This is a genomic window from Pseudoalteromonas undina (assembly GCF_000238275.3).
Classification (GTDB): Bacteria; Pseudomonadota; Gammaproteobacteria; order Enterobacterales; family Alteromonadaceae; genus Pseudoalteromonas; species Pseudoalteromonas undina.
The window spans coordinates 637808-663070 of sequence record NZ_AHCF03000004.1 but is presented as its reverse complement, the minus strand read 5'-3'; the positions used below and the strand labels follow the sequence as shown (position 1 = coordinate 663070).

Here is a 25263-nt window from a genome sequence, read left to right as displayed (position 1 = left end):
TGTTATTTAAACAGCATTTTATTTTAAAGAGCAAAACATCATGAATACACAATTTCGCCTTTTAGTCTTACTCGTACTGGTCTTAGTGATAAGCCCAGCGGGGATGTATTAAAAGGTGAAAAATGCTTTTTAAAACCCTCGCACTACGCGGGGGTTTTTTTTTGCATGTAATCAACAGAGGAATGAGGATGAGTAAACAAGAATATAATGGCTCTGAATTGGTTGTTAAGTCATTAAAAGAGCTAAAGGTAAAGTATATATTTGGTTATCCCGGCGGCTCAGTATTAGATTTATACGACGCACTTTTTCAGCAAGACGATATTGAGCACATTTTAGTACGCCATGAACAAGCGGCTACACACATGGCCGATGGTTACGCAAGAGCCACCGGTGAAGTAGGTGTTGTACTTGCTACATCAGGTCCCGGTGCAACAAACTGTGTAACAGGCATAGCAACTGCGTATATGGATTCTATTCCTATGGTGGTGTTATCAGGTCAAGTGCCCACAAGTCTTATTGGTGATGACGCGTTTCAAGAAACCGATATTGTTGGTTGCTCTCGCCCGATTGTAAAACATAGCTTTAATTGTAGAAGCGCGAGTGAAATTCCCAATATTCTTGCTAAAGCCTTTTATATTGCCAGCACTGGCCGCCCAGGGCCTGTGGTAGTAGAGCTTCCTAAAGACATGCTTAACCCAGAGCTAACTTTTGCTTACAACTTTCCAGCGGCAACAGAACTCAGAACCTACAACCCTAATACCAAGGGTCACTCTAAACAAATTCGTAAGGCCGTTACTGCTATTTTAGAAGCAAAAAAACTGGTTATCTACTCTGGTGGCGGTATTGTGCTTTCAAACACCTCAGAGCAACTAACTCATTTAGTCGAGTCACTTAATGCCCCTATTACCAACACGTTAATGGGACTGGGCGGTATATCGGGCGTTCACCCTAACTTTATTGGTATGTTGGGTATGCACGGCACATTAGAAGCCAATAAAGCGATGGCCAATGCCGATGTTATTTTAGCACTTGGCGCACGATTCGATGATCGGGTTACTAATAATGTTCAAAAATTCTGCCCAAATGCCACTATTGTCCATGTCGATGTTGATCCAACCTCTATTTCTAAAACCATTAAATCACATATTCCTGTTGTTGGCTGTTTGGCAACGGTACTTGAGCAATTACAAACTGCCATAGATAACAGCCCAATTAAAATTGATCGCAGTGCACAAGAAGATTGGTGGCGACAAGTGATTAGCTGGCGTGAACAAAAATGCCTTAGTTACAACAGCGATGGTGACAAAATAAAACCTCAGGCAGTTATCGAGGCAATATATGAAGCGACCAACGGAGATGCTTATGTCAGCTCTGATGTTGGCCAACATCAAATGTTTGCCGCGCAGTACTATCCATTTAAACACCCTCGTCAGTGGATCAACTCAGGCGGCCTAGGCACTATGGGCTTTGGTTTACCTGCGGCTATGGGGGTTAAGCTGGCTTTTCCTGATAAAGAGTCTTTATGTGTGACTGGAGACGGCTCCATTCAAATGAACATTCAAGAGCTATCAACCTGTTTACAGTATAACTTAGCAGTAAAGGTGATCTCCTTAAATAACCGTTCATTAGGTATGGTAAGACAATGGCAAGACATGATTTATGGCGGTAGGCATTCTTCATCGTATATGGAATCTTTGCCTGATTTCGTAAAGCTTGTTGAAAGCTATGGCCATGTTGGGATCAGAGTAAACACCCTTGATGAGTTACAACCCGCGATAGACAAAGCCATGTCGATAACCGACAGATTGGTATTTTTAGATATTTTAGTAGACGAAAAAGAACATGTTTACCCAATGCAAATTAAGCACGGTGGTATAGACGAAATGTGGTTAAGAAAAGGAGTGAAGGCATAATGCGTCGTATATTATCTATATTATTAGAAAATGAACCTGGTGCGTTATCACGTATAGTGGGGCTTTTTTCTCAACGAGCATACAATATTGATAGCTTAACAGTGGGTACCACAGATGATGAGTCTCTTTCTCGTATTACGGTAACCACTAAAGGTGATGACAGAATTGTTGAACAAATAACAAAACAAGTAAACAAGCTGGTCGATGTGCTTAAAGTGGTTGATTTAACTGACATGAGCCACATAGAGCGTGAACTGCTGTTAGTAAAAGTATTTGCCAAAGATGAAACTACTCGTGCGGCAGTAACTCGTGTTGTTGATGTATTTCAAGGGGCTATTTTAGATATGGGTCGTCAAAGTTACAGCCTACAATTGGTAAGTAGCACCGATAAAATAGAGTCATTTTTAGATACTTTACGCCACGAGACCGACATTATTGAAGTGGTACGCTCAGGCGCAGTCGGCATTGGCCGAGGAGATAAAGCGCTTAAAGCTAAATAAGCGATAAATTTACAACAAAAAAAAAGGGCTAAATAGCCCTTTTATTATATTTTATAAACCTAAAATTATAGGTTTACTTGGTCTTTAAGACCTTTACCTGGTTTAAAGCTTGGAATAGTCGCTGCTGAAATTTGGATTTCTGCACCCGTTTGTGGGTTACGACCCGTGCGTGCAGCACGTTCTTTAACTGAAAAAGTACCAAAACCAACTAATGCAACAGAGTTGCCTTCTTTTAATGAAGAAGTTACAGCGCCTGTGAATGCGTCAAGTGCACGTGTAGCGGCTGCTTTAGAGATTTCTGCGTCAGTAGAGATTTTTTCAACTAGTTGAGCTTTGTTCATTATTAGATTCCTATTCGTTATTATTTTGCCTTCGCAAATCCTATCTTTATGCATTTTCGAAGAGTTAGCAACAGCAAATTACGTTTTTTATCTAAAATACTAAAAAATTAGTAAAAATAGTAAAATTCACTGTAAAATACAGCGAGTTGAGTTAACAAAAGCTTAATTTAAGCACACTATTAGTGCAACTTTGCACCTTAATGACTCACTCTACCTTTTCTATTACTAAGGTTACTTCCCCAACCTCAACACCAAACTTAACAATAGACGTGCGGTTTATCAAGCGTGTATTTGTTACTAGGTACATCCAATCATCAAAATTAACTTCTAAAGTGCTGCCATCGTAAGGGATCTCTACATTATAATTCCAATGAAACACACTACCATCACTCTCTCCTGTAGCTATCCCTAAAACATCAGAGGCTGTTCCTGTTAATGTGTTATCGTCGTTTAAGGTAATTTTCCAAATGCGTTTTTGTGTTTCTCCATCATCGTAAACAAAGTCTTCTTCAATAGTGCCCTTATTGCCATCCCATGTAGCGTTTAAGTCAACAACAAGCTTTCGGGTTAATTCACCTTTAAAGTCTTGTACAACGCCATAGGCTTTCAAATCACCACTAAAGAAAGTCTTAAAATCGAAATTTGGTTCTGAACCCTTGTAATGTTCAACACTTGGAGCTGAACAACTTGCAATAAAAAAGCTTACGGCCAATACCATGGCAACTTTAACGCGTTTTAGATTAATCATATTAAATCCCTAATAGTTGATTTCTAATTGATGGTTCTGAGGTGTTTTCACTTAACCAAATAGCTAAAAAATCCTCAGCAAATGCGGCATCATCAATGCGACCTATTTGGTTATCGTTATGGAAAAAAATACTGTGTCCTTGCTTATCAGTCAGCAAGGTTAACGATTCACCTTTTTTAATATTTGGCCATATCGAGAGTAATTTATCAGCATAGCGCTCTGAAAGTTGAGGTTTACCTAGGTGCTGCCACTGCTCATTAGTCGCTTTTACAATGTCTTTAGCGTCAAAATCGCGCAAATAAGTTAAGGTAAATTTAACAGGCGTTTGTTTAGCGGTGTAACTACCAGAAGGTGTATAAAGCGTTGCATCATAAACATCCCAAAACAGGTATTCCATACGTGCTTCACCCACCTTGTTAAACTGAGTATCAGCATTAGCTACAGGGCTAAATAAAGCATAAACAATAAGTAAATTTAAAAGCGTTTTCATCGTTATCTCCAAACTGTATTGTGTTATTGCTTAACAAACTCGCCTATTTTACCGTTTAAAAATAAAATAAACGTAAATGTTGCAGCCCATAAAGCACCGTAAAGTGGCCAAAACTGCCACAGTGGCATCCCTAACTCTAATACCTCAAATCGTGAGCCGGCCCAATAACTGCCAGGGGCAAATAATAAACACACAGCAAATGCTTGCCATGGTTTAAGGTTTGTCAGAAACGACATAGAGGTATTGATACACAGCAACAATGCGACCCATAAAAACACCAACCAAAATGGCAGAGGATCGACTTTAAATTCGAATAACCCTAACTGAACCGCAATAAACTCACACAACAGTGCTAGTGGCAGGGCTTTTAAAACCAGCAAAGCATCTTGTTTTTTTTGTGCTGATAAGTAAAACATCAAAGCGATGACTACAGCAGAGTATACAATTGCATGCTGTTCAAGTAGCAGGCACATAAACCACACTACTTGAAACAGCGCAAAATTAATAAGCGAGTGCAATCTCATCATTACTACTCGTAAAGCGGGGTTTGCGTGCCATTAAATGCACGGTACTGGTTGCTCGGGTTCTAAATGCGCCCTCGCAATAAGCAAGGTAAAAAAGCCATAAACGATAGAAACGATCATCAAACTTATCGCTATCAAGCTTTGGCCAGCTGGCAATAAAACGCTCTCGCCAATCAGCAAGAGTGCGGGCATAGTGAGCACCAATGTCGTTTATGGTGTGAATATTCATGTCGGTGTTATTTTTAATTTGTTCACTCATTTCGTTAAGCGAAGGCAAACACCCACCGGGGAAAATATACTGTTGTATAAAGTCTGAATTTTTTAAATAGTGTTGATAACGCTGGTCACTAATCGTAATTGCTTGAATAAGCATAGCACCGTTGTCTTTCAATAACTCACCGCACTTAGTAAAAAAGCTGGGTAAGTATTCATGCCCAACGGCTTCTATCATCTCGATTGAAACTAACTTATCGTATTTGCCAGTCAATAAGCGATAATCTTGCTTGAGCAAGGTTATTTTATTTTCAAGCCCAAGCTGGTTAATTTTATTAGCAACATAATCGTGTTGTTCGTCAGAGATGGTTGTGGTGGTTACATGGCAGTCATAATGAGTAGCGGCATAAATAGCAAACGCGCCCCACCCGGTGCCAATTTCAATAACAGTGTCGCCTTGTTGTAGCTCAACTTGTTCGCATATACGTTGTAGCTTGTACTGCTGTGCTTGTTCTAAGCTAGCATCTTTACTTGGGTAGACTGCACTCGAATAAAGCATTTCTTTACTTAAAAAAGACTCGTATAAATCATTTCCTAAGTCATAGTGAGCGACAATATTCTTTTTTGAACCCGCATGTGAGTTCTTGTTTTTTATGTGGTTTATACGGTGAGCGATGTTGCTAAAAAACGCGAACTTTTTTTCAAATGCATCTAGTTGATCTTGGTTAATCGCAAAAATTTCGATTAACCGAGTTAAATTATCACATTGCCATTGCCCTAAAATGTAAGACTCACCCGCACCCACGCTACCAGAAAGAGCGAACGCTTTATACATGGCATTGTCGTTAACGGTGACAGTAACTTTCAGCTCTGAAGACGCATCCCCAAATACAGACTGTTGGTTATTCTCAACCAACACTATCTGACCTGTTTCAATTGACGAGAACGCTTTAAACACTAACTTTTTATAAAAATTAGTAAACCAACTGGTGCGTTCCTGAACGCGTAAGCTCGATACCTTTTCCATATACTTACCTATATTATTGTTATTACTTATAAAACAACATAAATTAAATTTAAAGTTTGCCTGAATGACCTAAAAATGGGACTTTTTTAACAAACAACTTAAATGCCTGATAGTAAATACCTCTGAAAATAGACCATGTCATCGCAGGAAAGCGCTTCAACAACTTGCTCATTTGTTTATTGCACAAGGGTTGACGCTGTAACCTTAACGATGCATCGAAAAGTAGTTCTTCATCGCGCTTATTTTCTATACGTATCAGTATATTGTCTTTCTTTTGACGAACAGTCCAATGATAGTTCATATCCAAATTCATAAAGGGTGATACGGAAAATACTTTCTTAAAGTTCACTTTTTTTTGTAGTGGAACCAAGTAGTAATGTCGCTCATTCCATGGGGTATTACTCACCTCGGCCACCATATAGCTAAACTCATTGTTTTGTTGGCCAAAAAAGTAAAAGTTAACTGGACTAAAATAAATCCCCAAACAGCGTAATTGCCCTAGCAGGTACACATGGCTAAATTTCTCATCTACCCCTAACTGGGCTAGCTGCGCATGAGCACGCTCTATGATGGGCTGATGATGACTATCGGGTAACCCTTTTAAATAATCAGATTGCTCAAACTTCAATGCTTTAAACCCTGAAGTTCCAAGCTGCTTATGGACGCCATTAAGCGCATGAGTATTATTTAAATCAACCCACATCATATAAAGTGGGTAATTAAACGCATGATGTTTTACAGCAAAACGGCGATGCTTTACATCGCCTAAATACACTGCATTAGTCAAACTCTACTCCAAGTTGTTTTGCAACATCGACGGCACTGCGCACACCATCCTCATGAAAGCCGTTATACCAATAAGCCCCACAGAAATAAGTATTGTTTTGCCCGTCAACCGTATTTTTCAGCTGTTGAGCAGCAATAGATTGTTGATTGAACACAGGATGGTGATAAGTAAACTCACGTAAAATCTTACTTTGATTAATCCCTTCTAAGTGATTTAAAGTGACACAAAATTGGGTATCAGACTCTATCCCTTGAAGTATATTCATTTGATAAGTAACAACAGCGGCTTTGTCGGTATTATTATTTAGTAAGTAATTCCAGCTCGCCCACGCTGCTTTCCTATCTGGTAATAATGAAACATCGGTATGCAATACCACCGAGTTCTCAGTGTATGGAATAGCACCCAACACCTTATTTTCTTGCTCGCAGGCATCACCGAGTAACGCTAACGCTTGATCTGAATGACACGCAAAAATAACCTTATCAAACAGGGCTTGCTGACCATCAGCAAATGTAATGGTGGCTCCCTGCTCGTCTCTGGTTACCGATTTAATGTCAGTGTTTAACTGTATTTTATCAGCAAAACCAGCTATCAACGGCTTAATGTATTCACGAGAGCCTCCCGGAATAACATACCATTGCGGCCTATTGGTAATGTCTAATAAACCATGGTTAAAAAAGAATTTTACAAAAAATTCTACGCCCACGTTTTCCATTTCTTTAATGCTTGTCGACCAAATAGCTGCACCCATTGGCAAAATATAGTGGTATTTAAAAAAGTCATTAAAGCGATGCTGTTGTAGCAACTCACCAAGTGATTGCTCAGTGTATTGGCCTTTTTCATACAAAGCCTTGCACAGTTTGTTAAAGCGCACAATATCGTACAAAAGACGCCAAAACTTAGGTCTCACTATGTTTCTGCGCTGAGCAAACAAACTAGTAAATGTATGCCCGTTATACTCAAAGCCAGTTGCTTCATTATGAACACTAAAGCTCATTTGGGTCGGTTTACGTTTTACACCAATACGCTCAAGCAGCTTTTCAAAGTAAGGGTATGTTCTATCGTTAAATACGATAAAACCGGTATCAACTGCGTAGTTAATGCCGCTGTGATTTACATCAACCGTGGCAGTATGGCCACCAATATAATCATTCTTTTCAAATAGTGTGACATCATAATGCTTATGCAATAGGTGTCCGCAAGTTAAACCTGATACACCAGTCCCAATTATTGCTATTTTTTTCAACGGGTTAATCCTTTTGCAATTTTAAGCCAAAGCGAAAGTGGCAATATTCGCAGTGCTTTTAATATAAGTGTGAAACGATACGGAAAATGGACTTCTTTACGACGTTTTTTTACGCCTTTGATTATATAGTCAGCCGCTTTTTCAGCACTAACAGCCATAGGCATAGGAAAATCATTTTTGTCTGTAAGCGGTGTTTTTACAAAACCAGGATGGACTAGTGTTACATCAACGTCGTTTAAATCAACCGCAAGGGTTTTAGCTAAATAGCTTACGCCCGCCTTTGATGCGCCATACGCTTCTGAACGCGGTAAAGGTAAATAAGTAACACTCGAACTGACCATCACTAGTTGGCCGCCTGATGTTATTTTGGGTAAAAGAGCCTCTAAGCAATACCCCATAGAAAGTAAGTTAACATTAATAACACGCTCAAAAAGGGCGCTATCAAAATTGCGTGCATCATCAACATATTCGCAATTACCGGCGTTAAGAATAACGCGGTCAAATTGCGGATAGCCGAGAGTCGCAGCTTTAATATCTTGCAAGTTGGTTGCATCAAACTGGCAGGTTTTTATGTTGTTATGCTTGGCAAGTTCTGCGAGCTTTTGCGTATTTCGTCCACACGCAATGACTGTATCACCTTGCTCTGCATACTTTATCGCGAGTTGTTCACCTATACCTGATGTTGCACCTGTAATAAGCGTAATCATAATTAACCAGCCCTTTTATCAATAAAATTAATAATGTTGCCCAGTAATGGAATATGCTTATACAAAAGCTCTCCAGCATTAAAGTAATCGCGGTGTTTAATAATTTTCGCACCTTCAAATACTAGTTTACTGTGCCCTTGCACTGAAATTGTATTGCCTGCGTTAAGTTTTGGGTGAGAATAATGCATTGTCCAGTATACAAATGCATTATTATCACTGGTAAATGAATCAGTTATGTCAAATCGACAATACTTAACATTACTATATAAACCACAAAAATAACGACTTAAATCTTCAAGGCCATTAATTTCGTGCAGCGGATCTATAAAGTGAATGTTTTGAGCGTAAATTTCAGTTAATAACTCTAGGTTATCTTTATCAAGCTTTTGATATATTTCTACAAATTTATCGACTGATAATTGGTTATCCATATCACACCTTAAATGCAGCTAAAGCCCTCGCTCGTGCCGCTTTATGATCAACTATTGCTGGCCAGTAACAGTGTTCACTTTGTCCCGTTGCTGCTAAGTAAGTATGTGGGAAATGAATGTGTTTATCTGGCACTTTTTGTAATTCAGGCAGATATTTACGAATAAAATCACCATTTGGATCAAAGCGTTCACTTTGGGTAATGGGGTTGAATACTCTAAAGTAAGGTTGTGCGTCACAGCCGGTACTTGCAGCCCATTGCCAACCACCATTGTTTGAGGCTAAATCGCCATCAATAAGATGCTGCATAAAAAACTGCTCGCCTTTACGCCAATCAATCAGTAGGTGCTTAGTTAAAAAACTCGCAACCACCATTCTTAAACGATTATGCATCCAGCCTGTTTGCAATAGCTGTTGCATGGCGGCATCAACAAGTGGATAGCCTGTACGGCCTTCGCACCATTGCTTAAACTCAGCGTCACTGTCACGCCAACTCACACTATCGTACTTTTCGTTAAAATTGGCACCGCGTGAAAGTTTTGGGAATTCAGCAATTAGGTGTTTGTAAAATTCACGCCAGATCAGTTCGTTAACCCAGGTAAACGTTTTACTTTTTGAGGTGGTCAGTATATCGGGGTAATGTTGTTGTATATTAACCATTAATTGTTTACTACTAACAACCCCTAGTGCTAAATAGGGGCTTAAGCCCGATGTTCCTTTTACACTGGGTATGTCTCGTACGTCATCATAGCTTGCTAATTTATCGTGAATAAAATTATCGACTACGGTTGATAGAGTATCATCGTCAACAGGCCATTTTATTGAGCTTTCATCACCACTTAGTAACTCACACTGTTCGATTTCTATCGGCTCTTCAGATATCGGCCACTGTAATAAACTAAAGTGTGTATCTTGATACTGCTTTAACCATGCGCGTTTAAACGGTGTAAATACTTTATACATTTCATTATTTTGAGTGCGCACACTACCTACAGGAGCAATGATATCACCCTCGTATAAAGTAAATGTTATTTGCTGTTGGTCGCACTGTGCCTGAATCGCTTTGTCCCTATTAAATTCATTTAGCTCATACTCAGTGTTGGCTATTATGTGTTTAATATCGTGTTGCTGACAAAAATCGAGAAGTTTAGTTTGGCAATCGGCAAAAAAAGGGGCGTCTATTACATGCAAATTTACGCCATATTTGGCAAGCTTTTCGCGAATATAACTCACCCTGCGTTTAAGTAAGTCAATTTGAATGGCAGCAGTATTATGCTGTGCCCATTGTTTTTCGCACACAAAAAAAATGGCGTGTTTAGCACCATTATTTAGCGCTTCGATCAGCGCCTCGTTAGAAAAAAGGCGCAAATCGCGCCTAAACCAAAATAGTGAATTCATTACAAACCGTAACGTAGCTTAAGTTCATTAGGATAAGGGTTAAAGTAAATTTGCTTACTTAAATACTCATTCGGGTGAACCTTTAAATGATGTTTAAGCAATGTTAGTGGTACATACAGCGGCACCAACCCTTGGCGATACTCATCAATTGCATCTCGCATTTCTTCCTTTTCGATTTTTGATAAATCTTTTTTGAAGTAACCTTGCAAATGCATCAACGTGTTAGAATTATTTTTTCTTGAAGCAGGACGCTTAAGCGCATTCATTAAACCTAAAATGTACTCGTCGGCTAGAGCATTAACATCGTCACCTACAAACGTTCCAAGTAGATTGCCTAAATCACGATACGCTTGATAATTATGAGCCATTAACAAATATTTGTATTGAGCATGGAACTGGGTCAAACGATGAACAGTAACGGGCTCTTTCACTAACTGTTGCCAGTTATGTAATGTATAAACACGCATTACAAAGTTCTCGCGTAAATGAACGTCATTTAAACGTCCATTTTCTTCGCAAGGTAGTAAAGGATTATGTTTCATGATTTGTTCAGCAAAGAAACCAACGCCTTCAGAGGTGTTACCGGTTCCTGCTTCATTGTAGATTTTTACCCGCTCCATGCCACAGCTTGGGCTCTTAGCACAAAAAACGAATCCGCTTAGGTGCCCTGCTTGTTCTGTAGCTATTTTTTTACCGTATTCTGTGAGCTGTGGGCCAACATCTCCCGTGCCATCCGGACGACACACTTTGATGGTATCGCCTGTTTTTACTTGACGAATGGTTGGACGAGGTATTGGTAATCCTACCGCAACCTCTGGGCAATACATTTTATATTCAACATGCTTGGCCAGCTCTTCCATACAAAAATTTGATTTTTTATGGCCACTGTCAAATCTTACCTTTTCGCCTGCCAAGCAGGCGCTAATACCTATTTTTATTGTATCTGTTTGCATAGATTCTCTTAATAAATCAAGCCACCAATTGGGTTAAGTAACTTGCTAAGTCCTTTATTGAAATGTAGCGCACTACTAACAACAGTAAAGCACAAACATCCCTCTTTTGTTAGGGGGGTGTGTTGATGACGGCCATCTTGCCAAATAAAGTCACCAGGAACATAACTGCCCTCTTCGTCTGTAAATTCACCATCAAGCAGTAAAGTAACCTCAAAACCGGTATGTGTGTGCTCCGGAATTTCTCCACCAGCATCTATGTGTAACAAGCTTGAACGTAAATGGCCATCATCAAGAGCTATTCGAGAACGCGCAAGCTTACCTACTTGGGTAAATTTACCATGCGAGATCCGTGTTAAAGCTCTCGGCAAGCTGTAATTATGCTCATTAACATTAATACTAACTGGTTCAACAGAATATACTTCATCAATCGAGTCATCGGCCGTGATCATATCAAGTAAACTTGATTCAATTACATCATCGGCTTGATCGGCTTGCTCATCAGTTGCCACATCCATATTGTCACTAAAAACTGCTCGCGCATTAGCCGCTTCAAGTTTTTCAACTTTAGCTTGGCACACTGGGCACATATCAACATGTATTGATACGGCGAGGCTAAGCGATGCTGGAAGTGTTGCTGCACAGTATTGTGTCAGTAGTGTTTCACTCGGGTGATGTTTAATCATGCTGATCTCCCATTTCATTACGTAATTTCTGCAAGGCTAAACGTAATCGTGATTTTACCGTGCCTACTGGAATGTTTAATTGTTGAGCTAACTGCTCTTGCGACATGTCTTGAAAATAAACGCCGCGCACAACTTCTCTTTGCGCTTGAGGCAATTTATCTAAATAACGTTTAATTTGTTGGTCTTCAAGGTGGTCGCTGTATTCGTGATGTGTATCTTCAGATTCGTTCAATAACGGCCAAATGTCTTCGCTAATATTTTCTTCTTTGTTACTTTTCATTTTACGAAGCATGTCAAAAGAGGCGTTACGCATTACGGTATAGACCCAAGTAGTAGCTGCACCCTTTTCACTATTGTATAAGTGGGCTTTACGCCATACGGAAGTGAGGGTTTCTTGAACTAATTCCATTGCTTGGGCTTCTACACCAAACTGCTTTATGCCGAAGCGCTTAATCTTAGGTGCAAAATATTCAAACAAGTACGCGAAAGATTTTTTATCGCGAGATTGAGCTACATTAACTAATGCTTCCCTGAGTTCCGTACTTGGTGTTTCTGGCATGGCAGTGTACTTACCTGTGTTAGGTTCACAACTTAGTGATTGTTGTTGACTTACCATAGTAAAATGTCCCGTTATTGCTTTAGTAAATACCATTACGAGCAATGGTTACAAGCGGATCATAATTATTTTAGGCAAATTCGTTATTAATCACAGTATGGAGGAATCTAAGCAAGTTATCAAAGTTAGTCTCAAATGCAAGTTGTTGTTTTTTCTCAATAGAAATGGGAAGTAATTCAAGCCAACGCGCCACAATCCACGCAAGCTGATTAAATTTGGTGGTTTTATAAAGCGATTGCAAATCGGGGTTATTCGCAAAAACGTCTTCTAGTGATACTTGTAAAAGTTGGTGTTGACCAATTTCGTGGTTATCTTTGTTGTACCAATAAGGTGTGTTGCAAGCGGATACATCACCATGGCGAAGTTCCTGCTCATCTTGATACACGTTATCTATTTGCACACTCTTAGATGCAAATACATCAATTAACAGCATACCGCTTTCGTCTTGATCAAAGTCAATAACATCCATTAAACAGCCTTGGGCGCTTATGTTTAACGGGGTGTCATGCTCAAAGGTACATAAAACAAAACCGCTATTGGTTTTTAATGCGTTTTTTACCATCGTTAAATAACGAGGCTCAAATATACGTAATCGCGTATAGCCTTCAGGTAATATAAATATAGGTAATGGGAAAATCGCACGTTTCATAAAGTCTACTTCTTTCAAACACTCTGCCTTTATTTACGTGCGCTTTATTCAAGTCGATCAGCTTTAGTTACATCAATTGCTTTACAGTGCAAATGCATCCGCTAATTAAACCTCGTTCCCACATTTTTTATCATGTAAACCAAGTAATAAACACTCAGTATACTTGCCACAGGTGCCAACATTAAGGCTAATAATTCGAACTCACTGTTCATTACTTTTATTCCCTTTTTATTGCTTTGGTTGTGCTTTAACTACACGTTGTTTTTCGTCCATGTTGCTGTTATCAACGACAGGATTATTTTCAAGTAAGCTGTCAAGAATAACCTGTGCATCAAAAGAAACGGCTTCTTTTACAGACTTTTCAAGTTCGTTGCTTGCCTGTGACACATAAGTAGACACAGTGTTAGTTAGCATATCTGTAATATTTAAATCGACTTCTGTAGCGTTAACGTTAGTTGAACCTAATACAAGTAAGCTTGCGATTGTGATGTTGATTGAAGTATTCATAATAGTATTCCTTGTTTGTTTATTGGTTAGTACGCTTAGTTACAATCAAGGGCTATGCCACAATGGAAAAACCTTATAAACCATTGTTTTAAAATGAAATAAATAAATTAAAAAGAAATCCACAAAATCTAGATTAGTAATTTTGACCAATGAATTTAAAAATAAAACCAAATAATAGTGTGTTTGTTAATGTTCAGTAAATTAATGACTTTATTTCGTATTTGAAAATTTCAGCGTACACATGTACACTAAAATTTATTCGCAAAGTGGTAGGATCTGTTATGTCTTTTGAAGCTCCCTATTCTAAAAAAGAAGAGCTGTTAAATGTTATTAGTCATGCCTTAGGCATTGTATTCGCTGCTTTTGTTGTTTGGGATTTAGTAAAACAAACTAATAGTGTGAAAGGCTATGCCAGTACTCTGATATACGGCAGTAGCTTGTTTATTTTATTTTTATCTTCAACGCTTTATCACGCCAGTGTGCGCCCAAGATTGAGAGCGTTTTACAAAAAATGTGATCATTGCGCCATTTATTTACTGATTGCTGGCACCTACACGCCCTTTTTGTTGCTGTCGTTATCTGGGCTCTGGTCTTGGGCTACCTTAGCCTTTATTTGGACAGTAGCGTTTGCAGGCATCGCTTATAAGCTATTGGTTAAAAATGGCAATAAAAAAGTTTCACTGGCTACTTATTTATTAATGGGATGGTTTGCATTAGCCATTGTGTATCCGCTTTATTTAAACGTGCCTATCAATGCACTTTATTGGCTATTAGCTGGCGGCTTATTTTATAGTGTAGGTACTATTTTTTATAGTGCTAAAAGCACTCAATATAGCCATGCTATTTGGCACCTCTTTGTTATTGGTGGATGTGTTAGCCATTATATTTCGATCAGTAATTATGTTTATTAGGCTGGTTAGCCATATAGATTAGTCTGGTTTGAGCTGTGAGTTCAACCATTCGATGCAACACACAGCGAGAAACGGTCATTGAGATTGACTAAATATTGTCGTTAATAGATTAGTTAAACTGCTCTTGCGCATATATTCATGAAAATGAGCGCTGTGCGCATATTGGTCCATTTAACTTTACCTAAAAAATTTAGAAAACTTAGTGATAGTAATGCCTTAGATAATTTGTTAAAACCATATAAAATAGATAAATGAGCGTTAAGTCGGCAGAAATATGCGCGATGAGCGCACTATTAAATTGTTATATGGCTATGGAAAGTAGATGAACTTTGACGAAGAAGAAGCACTTTTTGAAAATATCAAATCAGGGCACAATGATAATTATCTTATCACTGACACTACGTGGCGATTTTTTCTAAAAATTGAAGATAATAAACTCTATAGATGCCATTCAAAGAAAGTTGGTTGGTGTTCTGAAGCCCCTGGTGAGCTAGGTGAACAATTCAATTTTATAGACGTCGTTTCAGTTTCCAATGATGAAGTTGTTTTGAAACTAAAAGAAAAAACCAAAAATATTACAGTAGTAGACTCTGACGCAAGCCACTATTTTGGGCGGTAAGGTTTAGTGTAAATCGCCATATAACAAGAGCATCAAGGCTCGTAAACTCGCTCGGACAATTAACAATGGGCTATTGTCGCTGCGCTCAATAATTTTAGCCCATTATTAATAGCCGCTTATGCGGGCGTTACATACGTCATAGGTAGTCATGGGAAACTATAGCAAAAATATCTCTAAGAGATTTGCACATACAAAGATTAATGAAGGTTATTGTCTTATATGCGGTTCTTTCGGTCGGTTGTCGCCAGATCACGTTCCGCCTAAGGGGGCAATTACAATAACTAAGGTACAGCAACGCCATATCACTGAGCTAATGGGAGTCGGAGCTTCCAAGGTAAAAGGGGTTGAGTCACCAAATGGAAGTAAGTTTAAGACTATATGCCATAAGTGCAATAATGAGCATCTTGGCGGTAATGATGATGAGATCGCCAGAGTTTGTAAGTCTCTTACATTAAAAGTTAAAGGTTATTTTACGAGCTTAAACCACCCGTATAATTTCATATCTACAGATGTTGACTCTATGAAGTTTTCAAGAGCTATGATAGGCCATATCCTAGCTGCTACATCTGTAGAAGAGTGTAAGAGCCCTCAAAAATATTCACCATATTTACAACCACTGAAAGATTTTGTTCTTGGTGATGACTCGGCACTTGATGATTCTCATGATATTTACTACTGGTTCTACCCATTTAACAAGCACTTAAGTGCTAAATGCGTTGGCTTTTATAATGAAGGCCACATTGCGACAGTTAGTCTGCTCAGTTTTTTTCCAATTGCGTTTATGGTAACCAAGAAAGATGAAGGAACATTTCCTGCGCACTCAAGAAAACTAGCGTTTGGAGATGACCAACTACATTTTGACTTGTCGCCTAGAGGTTATACGTTCTCGGAGTTTCCATTTCATGGTCTTAAAGGAAATCAAATGATGGCGTTCACTGACTTTCAAACAATTGTGAGTTACCCAATTGGTCAATGAGTATGTAACAAGGCCAAGCAGCATGGACCTCGCTACGCTCGGCCGCTGTTGGCGGCGTTAGATGCCTGTATTATTCAAGTCCGGAGTTTTAGTTGGAGATTAGAAAATTAAACACATTACGTGGGTTGGCTGCATTAGTTGTGTTTATTACTCACTTTAGCGATATAACAAATTGGCTTAATGGAATGTTAGGCGGAGGCTCTGGAGCGTACGGTGTAATGCTGTTCTTCTTGCTGAGTGGCTTTTTAATGTCTCACCTATACCTGACCCAAGAATTCAGCAAAGTTAATATCAAGCACTACTTATTAGCTCGAATCGCAAGAGTAGTTCCATTATTCTTGGTTATTGTACTTAGCTCTTATGTTTTGTCCTTAATCGGCAATGATAGTCTTTATAACATTCCAGATACGAATGCACTGATTAGTCATCTGCTATTTTTATATGGTGATAGCATACTTTGGTCAATCCCCCCTGAAATACAATTTTACTTCATATTTCTGATTTTTTGGTCATTTTCAAAGAATAGGAGAGGCTATATTTACCTTTCAATATTCGCGGTTATGCTCCTGCTGTTTTTCGCAAACTTTCCTCGAGTATATGGAGACATAAACGGAGTACGTTACAATTTATTTAATACGTTAAGAAGTTTACCTTATTTTTTTATTGGGGTTATTTTTGGAATGCACTATAAGTCTTTTGAGGTACCGAAATACCTTAAGAAACATTACTTTATTCTAGTGTTACTATTAATACCTGCTATGTACCCAGAAATCTCATCTGTCACGTCTGATGCTAAGACAAGAATGTGGTTAAGCTATGAAGTATTACTTGTAATGAGTTCCGTATTTTTTTGCATTGTATTTTTAGTTCCTGATAACAATGTACTATTAGCTAACAGGTTCGGTGACTTCTTGGGAAAAGTATCTTATTCATTATATTTGCTTCACATGCCAATTATTATTTTTGTAAACAAGCTTAATTTAAATGTTGAATTGAAATTATTATTATCTTTCGTTCTAACTGTTTCAGTAGCATTTGTATCATTTAAATATTTTGAAAAGCCCGTTGCTAGGTTCATACGTAACAAAACATTTTACAAGTCGTTTAAAAGGACAAAAAACAGTTGGCTTTTGCTCCTTCGTCGCTAATTTTAGCCAACATATTATTTGCCTCTTAACGAGGCGTTACCAATGTTTGCAATTGGCACTCAGTCAATATAGATGGTTTAACTTACAGTATAAATCAGTTATTTATATCGCTAACGGGTAAATTGGGTTGTTTCTGGTAAATTCATTATTTTTGTCGGGTGGCGTGGCTCCGCCACTTGTCCAACCTACACGGGCACTTATCTGACGAGAGTGGTTATATCACTCCCATCTACACTCGCGCATATTCACTTTATTATTCTTAAAATTAACACCTTCTAATAACAGCTTTTGTCGTTGTTCTTGATATTTATCACTTCCTTCGGGAAATGATATTTTACCTTGGCTATTAACCACTCGATGCCAAGGGATCGCCGAATCTTTTGGCATCTCTTTTAATAAACGACCTACCAACCTAGCATTACTAGGATAACCCGCAAGTGCTGCTACTTGGCCATAACTGGCAACACTGCCTTTGGGTATATTGGCTATGATAGTGTAAATAACCGTTTCTTTATTAACGTCCATTCTTGCTTAAATACTCCTCACTGAGTAATTTAAATTGCTGCCAAATTTTACGCGCTACAGGCCCATGATGCATAGCATGCTGACGAAAGGCTCTAATTTGCGCACTGAACTGGTGCTCTCTGTCGGTTACAATGATTTGCTGTAATGAGCCAGCGGCTATTTCTTTTTTACAATGCCCTAAACTCATCATTGCCCAACCAGCCCCTGAAAGTAGAAAAGACTTCAAGGTAGATATATCATCAATTTTCATCACCACAGCTCCTTTTGAATAGGAAAGTCTATCGCTGTCTATGCTCAAACCACTTTCAAACATAGCCAAACACGGGTAAAGCTGTAATTCATCATAGCTAAGCTGCTTAGGTAAAACCCCTTTAGCTCCTACAATGCCAATATCTAGTTTACCAATGGGTAGGCTTTCTAAATCGCCAGTTGCATGGAATAAATCAAACCACGGGCCTATTCCAAGCTCGGCTTGACCGGTATTAACTTGCTCTAAAGACACAAACCGCTTACCACTGGTTAAACGAAATTCGGTACTCGAAAAATGCTTAAAAGTATTACTTATGATCTCGTTATAACTTTGCATATGACAAATTTGCTCGTAGCAGACTCTATATTGCGCTTCATTGCCTAATGCCAGCTCTGTTGCGAGCTGAGTAAGTTGCTCATTAGCGGCTAATAACTGTTTAGCCTCGCGATGAAAAATACGCCCCTTTTCGGTAAGTTGTAAGCGATAATGAGAACGGTCCAGTAGGTCAAAGCCTAACTTAGCTTCTAAGTTTTTAATCGCCAATGTGAGCGCTGGTTGCGTTTTATGTAGCTTTAATGCCGCTCCACTTAAACTCGCGCTTTGCACAATAGCATCTAATATTTGTAATTGGTTAAGTTTCATCGGCCACTCAGCACATCATAAGTAAAACTTATTGAGTTTCTAAAATTTAATGAATTTTATTTTATATGTTTGCAGCGTATGCTGCACACACTTATTTAGCCTTTTTTTATCATGGAGATATCATGCCACTGTTTCGCTTATGTTTACTATCTGCGACATTACTAAGTTTAATAGGCTGCTCAGAGCCCGAGAATATAGCTAAGGAAGAGCCTATTCGTCCGGTTAAATTATTTAGCATTGGTCATGATTCACAAACTAACATTCGCAGTTTCCCCGCTGAAGTGGTTGCAAACCAAGGCTCATATCTTGCTTTTAGGGTCAACGGTGAGTTGGTTGAATTTCCTGTATTAGCTGGTGAACAAGTTGAAAAAGGACAACTATTGGCTAAGTTAGATCCTGAGGATTTTCAATTACAATATAACGAACGTAAAGCACGATACGAACTGGCAAAATCACAGCTAAAACGCATTAAACAATTATTCGACAAAAACATCACGAGTCAATCAGAGCTTGATCAAGCGGTTGCTAATGAGCAAGTTGCCGAGTCAGCCTTTAAAATTGCAGAAACCAATTTAGAATACAGTGAGCTTCGTGCTCCTTTTGCTGGCATAGTAGCTAAAGTGTTTGTAAAAAACTTTGAGAGTATTCAAGCAAAACAAAATGTTCTGCGCCTAGAAACTCGCGATTTTATGGATGTAGAAATACAGGTTCCTGAAAAAATCGTTGCGCGCATTCAAAAAGATACCCAATACCAACCTATGGTTGAATTTGATGGCTATCACGACAAGCAATACAAACTCACACTAAAAGAATGGGATACTCAAGCCGATCCGGCAACGCTTACCTATAAAGTGGTGTTTTCATTACCGGTGCCAAAAGATTTTAATTTGCTTGCGGGTATGTCTGGGCAAGTGATGATAGATTTAAGTAAAGTAACTCGCTCACAAACTCCCTACACTATTTTACCAATTGAGTCGGTATTTTCAGATCCGAATAAAAGCCTAAGCGATAATGCTTATGTGTGGGTTTTTAATCAGCAAACTGGCACTGTACATAAGCAAGCAGTGCAAGTAGGTCAATTACATCACGACACTATTGAAGTGCTTAGCGGCGTAAAAGAAGGCCAACAAATTGTGTCTGCCGGTGTTCACTCTTTACAAGAAGGCATGTCTGTTCGCCCTTGGAATAAAGAGCGAGGCTTATAATTATGGGCTTTGCGCAACTATCTATTGAAAAGAAAGTCATTAGCTGGATGTTTACGTTGTTGCTATTAATAGGCGGCAGCGTGTCTTACTTTGATTTAGGCCAGCTAGAAGACCCTGAGTTCACTTTGAAAAAAGCCATGGTAATCACTTTGTATCCGGGCGCATCTCCACAGCAGGTAGAAGAAGAAGTAACATTTCCAATTGAAAACGCCATCCAACAGCTCCCCTATGTTGATTATGTCACCTCTATTTCATCTAATGGTAAATCACAAATTACCGTAGAAATGAAAAGCACCTATCGTAAACAAGAGCTAAGGCAAATATGGGATGAAATGCGTCGAAAAATTAACGACCTAAGCCCGTCGCTGCCAAGTGGTGTTTACCCGAGTAATGTAATTGATGATTTTGCCGATGTTTACGGCGTTATGTTTGCCGTTACTGGCGATGGCTACTCTTATGATGAATTAAAAGACTATGTTGACTATTTAAAGCGTGAACTTGTTTTAGTCAAAGGTGTTAGCAAAGTCACAATTGCAGGACAACAACAACCACAAGTAATGGTTGAGGTATCGACCCGCAAGCTTGCACAGCTAGGTATTGCACCTAGTCATATTTATGACTTGCTGCAATCACAAAACACGGTGTCTAACGCTGGACGTATTCGTGTCGGTGATGAGTCTATTCGCTTACATCCAACCGGTGAATTTAAAGATGTAACGGAGCTGGAAACCTTATTAATCTCAAAGCCTGGTGCGAGCGAACTAATTTATTTAGGCGATGTTGCACAAGTGTACCGTGAATATGCTGAAGTACCGACCAATGTCATTCATTACAATCAACAACAGGCGCTGCTTATTGGTGTTTCGTTTATGTCTGGGGTTAATGTTGTTGATGTAGGTAAGCACATAGATGAACATTTAGCATCTCTTGAATATCAACGCCCACATGGTATTGATATTAGCTCGGTGTATAACCAACCAAAAGAAGTAGAGCAGTCTGTAGATGGTTTTATTGTTAGCTTAATAGAAGCCATTGCAATAGTTATTGTTGTGCTACTTATTTTTATGGGCTTGAAAAGCGGTGTTCTTATTGGCGGTATTTTATTACTGACGGTATTAGGCACCTTTATATTTATGAAGCTGTTTGCAATTGATCTACAGCGTATATCATTAGGCGCGCTAATTATTGCGCTAGGTATGCTGGTTGATAATGCCATTGTTGTTACCGAAGGGATTCTCATCAACCTTAAGCGCGGTCAAACAAAGCTCAAAGCCGCAGTTAATATTGTAGATCAAACGAAATGGCCACTACTTGGCGCAACAGTTATTGCTATAACCGCTTTTGCACCAATTGGTTTAAGCTCAGATGCCAGTGGTGAATTTGCCGGCAGCTTATTTTGGGTGCTGTTTATCTCATTGCTATTAAGCTGGATCACCGCAATTACCCTTACCCCATTTTTTGCCCATTTAATGTTTAAAGAAACCGAATTTAAACACGAACATAATCAAGAACATGAAGACCCTTATCAAGGCATCATATTCAATGGTTATAAAGCGATATTAAATTTAGCTATGCGCTTTAGAAAAACAACCTTAGTCCTTATGGTTGCCCTTTTATGCAGCGCTGTAGTGGGATTTGGCTCGGTAAAACAATCGTTTTTTCCAGCCTCAAATACACCGATGTTTTATGTGGATTACTGGCAAGATCAAGGTGCTGATATTCGTGCCACCCTTGAGGGCATAAAACAGCTCGAAGCTTATTTACAAAAGGATGAACTGGTCACAGAAATCACCAGTACGGTGGGCCAAGGTGCGCCGCGCTTTATGCTAACTTACGCGCCAGAAAAGTCTTATCCTGCTTATGGGCAGTTAATTATTCGTGTCACCAACCGTGATGCGGTCGCTAAAGTAATGCAAAAGGTGCGTGATTACGCACAGCAACATCCGCTGTCAGCAAAGCTAAAAGTAAAACCAATGGAAATTGGCCCGTCAACTGATGCTAAAATAGAGGCGCGGTTTTCAGGCCCCGATCCGGTGATATTAAGACAGCTATCATCTCAAGCAAAAGAAATTATCGCCAAAGACGACGGTGCTTTTAACATTCGCGATGATTGGCGTGCACGCACTAAAATGATTCGCCCCCAATTTAACGAACAAAAAGCACGCCGCTTGGGGATCACCAAGTTTGACCTTGACCAAGTTCTGTTAACGAGCCTGTCGGGTAAGCAAGTGGGTGTTTATCGTGATGGTACGCAATTGTTGCCTATTATTGCCCGCTCACCAGCTAGCGAGCGCTTAAATGTAGACAGTGTTCACGATTTACAAATTTACAGCCCGGTATTACGCGTGTTTGTGCCGGTAACTCAAGTAGTTGATGAATTTATTGTTGAGTGGGAAGACAGCTTAATTATGCGTCGTGATCGTAAACGTACCATAACGGTAATGGCAGATCATGATGTATTGGGTGATGAAACCCCTGCAAAATTATTTGCTCGAGTTCGCGCTGAAGTTGAGGCAATTGATTTACCGCGAGGCTATGAAATGCAATGGGGCGGTGAGTTCGAATCATCAAGCAAAGCGAAAAAGGCTATTTTTGGTTCGTTACCGCTGGGTTATTTAGCCATGTTTGCGGTAACAGTATTACTGTTTAACTCAGTTAAAAAGCCCTTAGTTATATGGGCAACCGTGCCATTGGCTATTATTGGTGTAAGCGCAGGCTTATTAGTAATGAACGCCCCCTTTAGCTTTATGGCGCTACTGGGTTTATTAAGCTTAAGCGGCATGCTGATTAAAAACGGTATTGTATTGGTCGATCAAATAAACTTAGAACTTAGTGAAGGAAAATCACCCTATCAAGCAGTATTTGACTCAGGCGTAAGCCGTGTGCGCCCTGTAGCCATGGCCGCTATCACTACAATACTTGGCATGATCCCATTATTATTTGACGTATTCTTTCAATCAATGGCGGTCACCATTATGTTTGGCTTAGGTTTTGCCACCATACTAACCCTGATTGTGGTGCCGGTTTTATACACTGTGGTGTTTAGAATTGACTACCCTAAACAGTCTTAATCATTAATAAAAAAACGCAGCCTAGGCTGCGTTTTTTATTTGCTTGATTTATACCAGCTTAATTACTTTTTTAAGCTTAACGTGCCACTGCTCTTAGCTTTAGTTCCTGATGCGGAATTGGCTTTATTGGCATTTGATTTACCAACATAGGTGGTTGAACGTTTCTGATATGGCGTATTACGGCTGCTTTTGTTGGCTTGCTTATGTTGTTCGTTGTTCTTTGTTCGTGGCTTGTCACCTTGATACTCACGCTTATGTGCACGTTTAGATTGTTCAGGTAGATTGCCCTGCAGACTATCATCATACAGCGAATGTTCTTGTGTTTTACCTGAATCAGCAATCGAGTCGTTAATAACCGCCATTTCTGCATCGCTTAAATGACGCCATTGCCCTACTTTTAACCCTTTAAGGGTTACATTCATGATACGCACACGCTTTAATGTAACCACTTCGTAACCTAAATATTCACACATACGACGGATTTGGCGATTTAAACCTTGAGTTAAAATAATAGTGAATTGCTGGGCACCCGTTTGCGTCACTTTACATTTTTTGGTCACGGTATCTAAAATAGGAATACCGTTTGCCATTTTATTCACAAACTGGCGGTTTAGTGGTTTATCTACGGTAACCACGTATTCTTTTTCGTGGTTATTGCCAGCACGAAGAATTTTATTAACGATGTCCCCTTCATTGGTTAAAAAAATCAACCCCTCTGAGGGCCTATCCAAGCGACCAATAGGAAAGATACGGTCAGGATAATTAACCGCTTTTACAATATTACTTTGAATTTTTCGTTCTGTGGTACAGGTAATACCGACTGGTTTATTGTAAGCAATGTAAACCCGTTTTGGTGGTGCTTTTAATGGCTTACCATCAACCAATACCACATCGCTTTGTGCGACTTTAACACCCATTTCGGGTAATTCACCATTAACAGTAACACGACCTTGCTCAATATATTTATCGGCTTCACGGCGTGAGCAAAACCCTGTTTCACTAATAAATTTATTTAAACGCTTTAAGTCTGTCATATGGCAAATCTTCTTAAATATAAAGGCGCATAGTTTAAACTACTCAAGCTATTTTTTCGCGCTTAATTTGCGCTAATTTACGCCATAGGTATTCAAGAGGCCCTTGCTTAAAATAACGACAGTAGAGTGCAGTAAACATAAGCTGTACAACCACTAAGCAAATAGCAACAAGCCAATAATCAATGCGGTTAAAACTAAGCGCCCACTGAGGGAAAAGCACTTTAAACAATAATAACTGCATAATGGTTTGGCTTATGTATAAAGTAAACGCTAACCGCCCTACGTGTTGAATGAGCCCCCCTATTTGCGCGCTGTTATTGCATAGTTTAACGATTAAATGAATATAAAGCAGCGCCACACATAAAGCAGCCAGTTCATTAACAGGCTCTTGTAACGCATAACCAATACCTTGTTCATATGAATCTAACACTAATCGTAAGCTAGTCAGCAACAAACTTAACACAGCAAGTTTAATTAGCCCCGACCTACTAAATCCATCACTAAACACATTACATTTGTAGGCAACAATACCAATTAGCATAAAGCCAGCACTTGCCCACAGTAATAAAATAGGCACTGTTAGCAACATATAAATGCTCATTGTTATATTTTGGCTAAAATGCGCACCAATACTTTGGTAATAACTATTATATATCTGGTAAAACTCGGGAGAATCCCTATAGAGTGGTTCTTCATTAAGCCCTAACATAAACATTGCTGTGGCAAGTAAAGCGATAAAAGTAAAAAAGACCGCTTTGCTTTTAAGCTCTTCGTCCGTGTAATCTAAATAGCGTAATACCAGTAATGCTGACACCCCATATAAAAACAAAATGTCACCCGCCCACAGTAACAACCCATGTATTAAGCCAAACACAATAAGCCAATATAGGCGTTTTTTTAATGGCTGAATACATTGCTGACGCTGAAACTGAATATAAAGACCAGCACCAAATAATAACGTAAATAATGTGCGAAACCGCCCTTCAACAAATATAAGGCTTAAGGTGTGTAAAAAATTATCGCTAGCTGGAGGTGTGGTAAGTGGAGTGTAATTGAGTTCAAAAATTGCAAAGGAATAGCAGTTAATAAATACCAGTCCAAGTACTGCTATGCCCCTTATAAAGTCCATATTATAATTGCGCAAACCCTAT

The 25263-nt window shown here is 39.1% G+C and carries 27 protein-coding genes; 8 read left to right on the top strand and 19 right to left on the bottom strand.

The genetic code is table 11. The features are described from left to right. Positions 1-188: 188 nt before the first annotated feature. On the top strand, positions 189-1913 hold the full coding sequence (locus PUND_RS17865) for an acetolactate synthase 3 large subunit (protein WP_010388899.1): 1725 nt from the start codon (positions 189-191) through the stop codon (positions 1911-1913). Beyond that, a complete protein-coding gene (ilvN, locus tag PUND_RS17860) occupies positions 1913-2413 on the top strand; it encodes an acetolactate synthase small subunit (RefSeq protein WP_010388900.1) in 501 nt (166 codons plus the stop codon). The genes PUND_RS17865 and ilvN overlap by 1 nt, the downstream gene beginning before the upstream one ends. A 65-nt stretch (positions 2414-2478) precedes the next feature. Here ilvN and PUND_RS17855 read toward each other — a convergent pair whose 3' ends face one another. From PUND_RS17855 to PUND_RS17785, 15 genes are all read right to left on the bottom strand, one after another. Beyond that, positions 2479-2754 carry an HU family DNA-binding protein gene (locus PUND_RS17855; RefSeq protein WP_008112559.1) on the bottom strand — a complete coding sequence of 92 codons (276 nt, stop codon included), beginning with the start codon at positions 2752-2754 and terminating at the stop codon, positions 2479-2481. Positions 2755-2959: 205 nt separating this feature from the next. Beyond that, positions 2960-3502, bottom strand: a complete 543-nt coding sequence (locus tag PUND_RS17850) for a DUF3833 domain-containing protein (protein WP_010388902.1) — start codon at positions 3500-3502, stop codon at positions 2960-2962. Position 3503: 1 nt separating this feature from the next. Continuing rightward, on the bottom strand, positions 3504-3992 hold the full coding sequence (locus PUND_RS17845) for a chalcone isomerase family protein (protein ID WP_010388903.1): 489 nt from the start codon (positions 3990-3992) through the stop codon (positions 3504-3506). Positions 3993-4015: 23 nt separating this feature from the next. Beyond that, positions 4016-4516: a DUF2878 domain-containing protein gene (locus PUND_RS17840; RefSeq protein ID WP_010388904.1), complete on the bottom strand. Its 501-nt coding sequence runs from the start codon at positions 4514-4516 to the stop codon at positions 4016-4018. Beyond that, entirely contained in the window at positions 4494-5756 is a 1263-nt protein-coding gene (locus PUND_RS17835) for an SAM-dependent methyltransferase (RefSeq protein ID WP_010388905.1), read from the bottom strand. Before PUND_RS17835 ends, PUND_RS17840 begins: the two co-directional genes overlap by 23 nt. A 49-nt stretch (positions 5757-5805) precedes the next feature. Continuing rightward, positions 5806-6543, bottom strand: a complete 738-nt coding sequence (locus PUND_RS17830; protein WP_010388906.1) for a DUF1365 domain-containing protein — start codon at positions 6541-6543, stop codon at positions 5806-5808. After that, on the bottom strand, positions 6536-7789 hold the full coding sequence (locus PUND_RS17825; protein ID WP_010388907.1) for an NAD(P)/FAD-dependent oxidoreductase: 1254 nt from the start codon (positions 7787-7789) through the stop codon (positions 6536-6538). The genes PUND_RS17830 and PUND_RS17825 overlap by 8 nt, the downstream gene beginning before the upstream one ends. After that, positions 7786-8496 carry an SDR family NAD(P)-dependent oxidoreductase gene (locus PUND_RS17820; protein WP_010388908.1) on the bottom strand — a complete coding sequence of 237 codons (711 nt, stop codon included), beginning with the start codon at positions 8494-8496 and terminating at the stop codon, positions 7786-7788. The genes PUND_RS17825 and PUND_RS17820 overlap by 4 nt, the downstream gene beginning before the upstream one ends. Positions 8497-8498: 2 nt before the next feature. Continuing rightward, positions 8499-8927 carry a nuclear transport factor 2 family protein gene (locus PUND_RS17815; protein ID WP_010388909.1) on the bottom strand — a complete coding sequence of 143 codons (429 nt, stop codon included), beginning with the start codon at positions 8925-8927 and terminating at the stop codon, positions 8499-8501. 1 nt (position 8928) lies between these two features. Beyond that, the gene (phrB, locus tag PUND_RS17810) at positions 8929-10323 is read right to left on the bottom strand and encodes a deoxyribodipyrimidine photo-lyase (RefSeq protein ID WP_010388911.1); all 1395 of its coding nucleotides are present in this window, start codon (positions 10321-10323) and stop codon (positions 8929-8931) included. Further along, positions 10323-11276, bottom strand: a complete 954-nt coding sequence (locus PUND_RS17805) for a YbgA family protein (RefSeq protein WP_010388912.1) — start codon at positions 11274-11276, stop codon at positions 10323-10325. Before PUND_RS17805 ends, phrB begins: the two co-directional genes overlap by 1 nt. A gap of 8 nt (positions 11277-11284) precedes the next feature. Next, positions 11285-11959 carry a ChrR family anti-sigma-E factor gene (locus tag PUND_RS17800; RefSeq protein WP_010388913.1) on the bottom strand — a complete coding sequence of 225 codons (675 nt, stop codon included), beginning with the start codon at positions 11957-11959 and terminating at the stop codon, positions 11285-11287. Beyond that, positions 11952-12575: a sigma-70 family RNA polymerase sigma factor gene (locus PUND_RS17795; RefSeq protein WP_010388914.1), complete on the bottom strand. Its 624-nt coding sequence runs from the start codon at positions 12573-12575 to the stop codon at positions 11952-11954. Before PUND_RS17795 ends, PUND_RS17800 begins: the two co-directional genes overlap by 8 nt. Positions 12576-12645: 70 nt before the next feature. Beyond that, entirely contained in the window at positions 12646-13224 is a 579-nt protein-coding gene (locus tag PUND_RS17790; protein ID WP_041709407.1) for an LON peptidase substrate-binding domain-containing protein, read from the bottom strand. 228 nt (positions 13225-13452) lie between these two features. Next, a complete protein-coding gene (locus PUND_RS17785) occupies positions 13453-13731 on the bottom strand; it encodes a hypothetical protein (protein ID WP_010388916.1) in 279 nt (92 codons plus the stop codon). A gap of 281 nt (positions 13732-14012) precedes the next feature. On the opposite strand from PUND_RS17785, the gene trhA reads away from it, so the two are divergent. The 4 genes from trhA (at position 14013) to PUND_RS17765 (ending at position 17385) form a co-directional block, all read left to right on the top strand. Further along, entirely contained in the window at positions 14013-14642 is a 630-nt protein-coding gene (trhA, locus tag PUND_RS17780; RefSeq protein WP_010388917.1) for a PAQR family membrane homeostasis protein TrhA, read from the top strand. A gap of 322 nt (positions 14643-14964) precedes the next feature. Further along, the gene (locus PUND_RS17775) at positions 14965-15261 is read left to right on the top strand and encodes a hypothetical protein (protein ID WP_010388918.1); all 297 of its coding nucleotides are present in this window, start codon (positions 14965-14967) and stop codon (positions 15259-15261) included. A 520-nt stretch (positions 15262-15781) separates the two neighbouring features. After that, the gene (locus PUND_RS18415) at positions 15782-16237 is read left to right on the top strand and encodes a hypothetical protein (protein WP_240539522.1); all 456 of its coding nucleotides are present in this window, start codon (positions 15782-15784) and stop codon (positions 16235-16237) included. A 92-nt stretch (positions 16238-16329) separates the two neighbouring features. Then, positions 16330-17385 (top strand): acyltransferase family protein, encoded by a 1056-nt coding sequence (locus PUND_RS17765; RefSeq protein WP_021033129.1) that lies wholly within the window; start codon positions 16330-16332, stop codon positions 17383-17385. 219 nt (positions 17386-17604) lie between these two features. Here the strand turns inward: PUND_RS17765 and PUND_RS17760 are convergent, their stop codons facing one another. Further along, on the bottom strand, positions 17605-17910 hold the full coding sequence (locus tag PUND_RS17760) for an MGMT family protein (protein ID WP_010388922.1): 306 nt from the start codon (positions 17908-17910) through the stop codon (positions 17605-17607). Next, positions 17900-18802 carry a LysR family transcriptional regulator gene (locus PUND_RS17755; protein WP_010388923.1) on the bottom strand — a complete coding sequence of 301 codons (903 nt, stop codon included), beginning with the start codon at positions 18800-18802 and terminating at the stop codon, positions 17900-17902. Before PUND_RS17755 ends, PUND_RS17760 begins: the two co-directional genes overlap by 11 nt. A 122-nt stretch (positions 18803-18924) precedes the next feature. Between PUND_RS17755 and PUND_RS17750 the strand changes: the two genes are divergently transcribed. Together PUND_RS17750 and PUND_RS17745 are read left to right on the top strand one after the other, a co-directional pair. Beyond that, positions 18925-20007: an efflux RND transporter periplasmic adaptor subunit gene (locus tag PUND_RS17750; RefSeq protein WP_041709337.1), complete on the top strand. Its 1083-nt coding sequence runs from the start codon at positions 18925-18927 to the stop codon at positions 20005-20007. Positions 20008-20009: 2 nt separating this feature from the next. Further along, on the top strand, positions 20010-23078 hold the full coding sequence (locus PUND_RS17745; protein ID WP_010388925.1) for an efflux RND transporter permease subunit: 3069 nt from the start codon (positions 20010-20012) through the stop codon (positions 23076-23078). 62 nt (positions 23079-23140) lie between these two features. Here the strand turns inward: PUND_RS17745 and rluF are convergent, their stop codons facing one another. Further along, positions 23141-24112: a 23S rRNA pseudouridine(2604) synthase RluF gene (gene rluF, locus PUND_RS17740; protein WP_010388926.1), complete on the bottom strand. Its 972-nt coding sequence runs from the start codon at positions 24110-24112 to the stop codon at positions 23141-23143. A 43-nt stretch (positions 24113-24155) separates the two neighbouring features. Then, positions 24156-25241, bottom strand: a complete 1086-nt coding sequence (locus PUND_RS17735) for a DUF418 domain-containing protein (protein WP_010388927.1) — start codon at positions 25239-25241, stop codon at positions 24156-24158. Between the last annotated feature and the right edge of the window lie 22 nt (positions 25242-25263).

Bases quoted from the DNA above. Each gene is read 5' to 3' on its own strand.
- PUND_RS17850 (WP_010388902.1), bottom strand. From the start codon at position 3,502: ATGATTAATCTAAAACGCGTTAAAGTTGCCATGGTATTGGCCGTAAGC.
- rluF (WP_010388926.1), bottom strand. From the start codon at position 24,112: ATGACAGACTTAAAGCGTTTAAATAAATTTATTAGTGAAACAGGGTTT.
- PUND_RS17775 (WP_010388918.1), top strand. From the start codon at position 14,965: ATGAACTTTGACGAAGAAGAAGCACTTTTTGAAAATATCAAATCAGGG.
- PUND_RS17815 (WP_010388909.1), bottom strand. From the start codon at position 8,927: ATGGATAACCAATTATCAGTCGATAAATTTGTAGAAATATATCAAAAG.
- PUND_RS17745 (WP_010388925.1), top strand. From the start codon at position 20,010: ATGGGCTTTGCGCAACTATCTATTGAAAAGAAAGTCATTAGCTGGATG.
- PUND_RS17790 (WP_041709407.1), bottom strand. From the start codon at position 13,224: ATGAAACGTGCGATTTTCCCATTACCTATATTTATATTACCTGAAGGC.
- PUND_RS17865 (WP_010388899.1), top strand. From the start codon at position 189: ATGAGTAAACAAGAATATAATGGCTCTGAATTGGTTGTTAAGTCATTA.
- PUND_RS17755 (WP_010388923.1), bottom strand. From the start codon at position 18,802: ATGAAACTTAACCAATTACAAATATTAGATGCTATTGTGCAAAGCGCG.
- phrB (WP_010388911.1), bottom strand. From the start codon at position 10,323: ATGAATTCACTATTTTGGTTTAGGCGCGATTTGCGCCTTTTTTCTAAC.
- PUND_RS17735 (WP_010388927.1), bottom strand. From the start codon at position 25,241: ATGGACTTTATAAGGGGCATAGCAGTACTTGGACTGGTATTTATTAAC.
- PUND_RS17835 (WP_010388905.1), bottom strand. From the start codon at position 5,756: ATGGAAAAGGTATCGAGCTTACGCGTTCAGGAACGCACCAGTTGGTTT.
- ilvN (WP_010388900.1), top strand. From the start codon at position 1,913: ATGCGTCGTATATTATCTATATTATTAGAAAATGAACCTGGTGCGTTA.
- PUND_RS17785 (WP_010388916.1), bottom strand. From the start codon at position 13,731: ATGAATACTTCAATCAACATCACAATCGCAAGCTTACTTGTATTAGGT.
- PUND_RS17760 (WP_010388922.1), bottom strand. From the start codon at position 17,910: ATGGACGTTAATAAAGAAACGGTTATTTACACTATCATAGCCAATATA.
- trhA (WP_010388917.1), top strand. From the start codon at position 14,013: ATGTCTTTTGAAGCTCCCTATTCTAAAAAAGAAGAGCTGTTAAATGTT.
- PUND_RS17855 (WP_008112559.1), bottom strand. From the start codon at position 2,754: ATGAACAAAGCTCAACTAGTTGAAAAAATCTCTACTGACGCAGAAATC.
- PUND_RS18415 (WP_240539522.1), top strand. From the start codon at position 15,782: ATGAAGTTTTCAAGAGCTATGATAGGCCATATCCTAGCTGCTACATCT.
- PUND_RS17845 (WP_010388903.1), bottom strand. From the start codon at position 3,992: ATGAAAACGCTTTTAAATTTACTTATTGTTTATGCTTTATTTAGCCCT.
- PUND_RS17805 (WP_010388912.1), bottom strand. From the start codon at position 11,276: ATGCAAACAGATACAATAAAAATAGGTATTAGCGCCTGCTTGGCAGGC.
- PUND_RS17750 (WP_041709337.1), top strand. From the start codon at position 18,925: ATGCCACTGTTTCGCTTATGTTTACTATCTGCGACATTACTAAGTTTA.
- PUND_RS17820 (WP_010388908.1), bottom strand. From the start codon at position 8,496: ATGATTACGCTTATTACAGGTGCAACATCAGGTATAGGTGAACAACTC.
- PUND_RS17795 (WP_010388914.1), bottom strand. From the start codon at position 12,575: ATGGTAAGTCAACAACAATCACTAAGTTGTGAACCTAACACAGGTAAG.
- PUND_RS17800 (WP_010388913.1), bottom strand. From the start codon at position 11,959: ATGATTAAACATCACCCGAGTGAAACACTACTGACACAATACTGTGCA.
- PUND_RS17840 (WP_010388904.1), bottom strand. From the start codon at position 4,516: ATGAGATTGCACTCGCTTATTAATTTTGCGCTGTTTCAAGTAGTGTGG.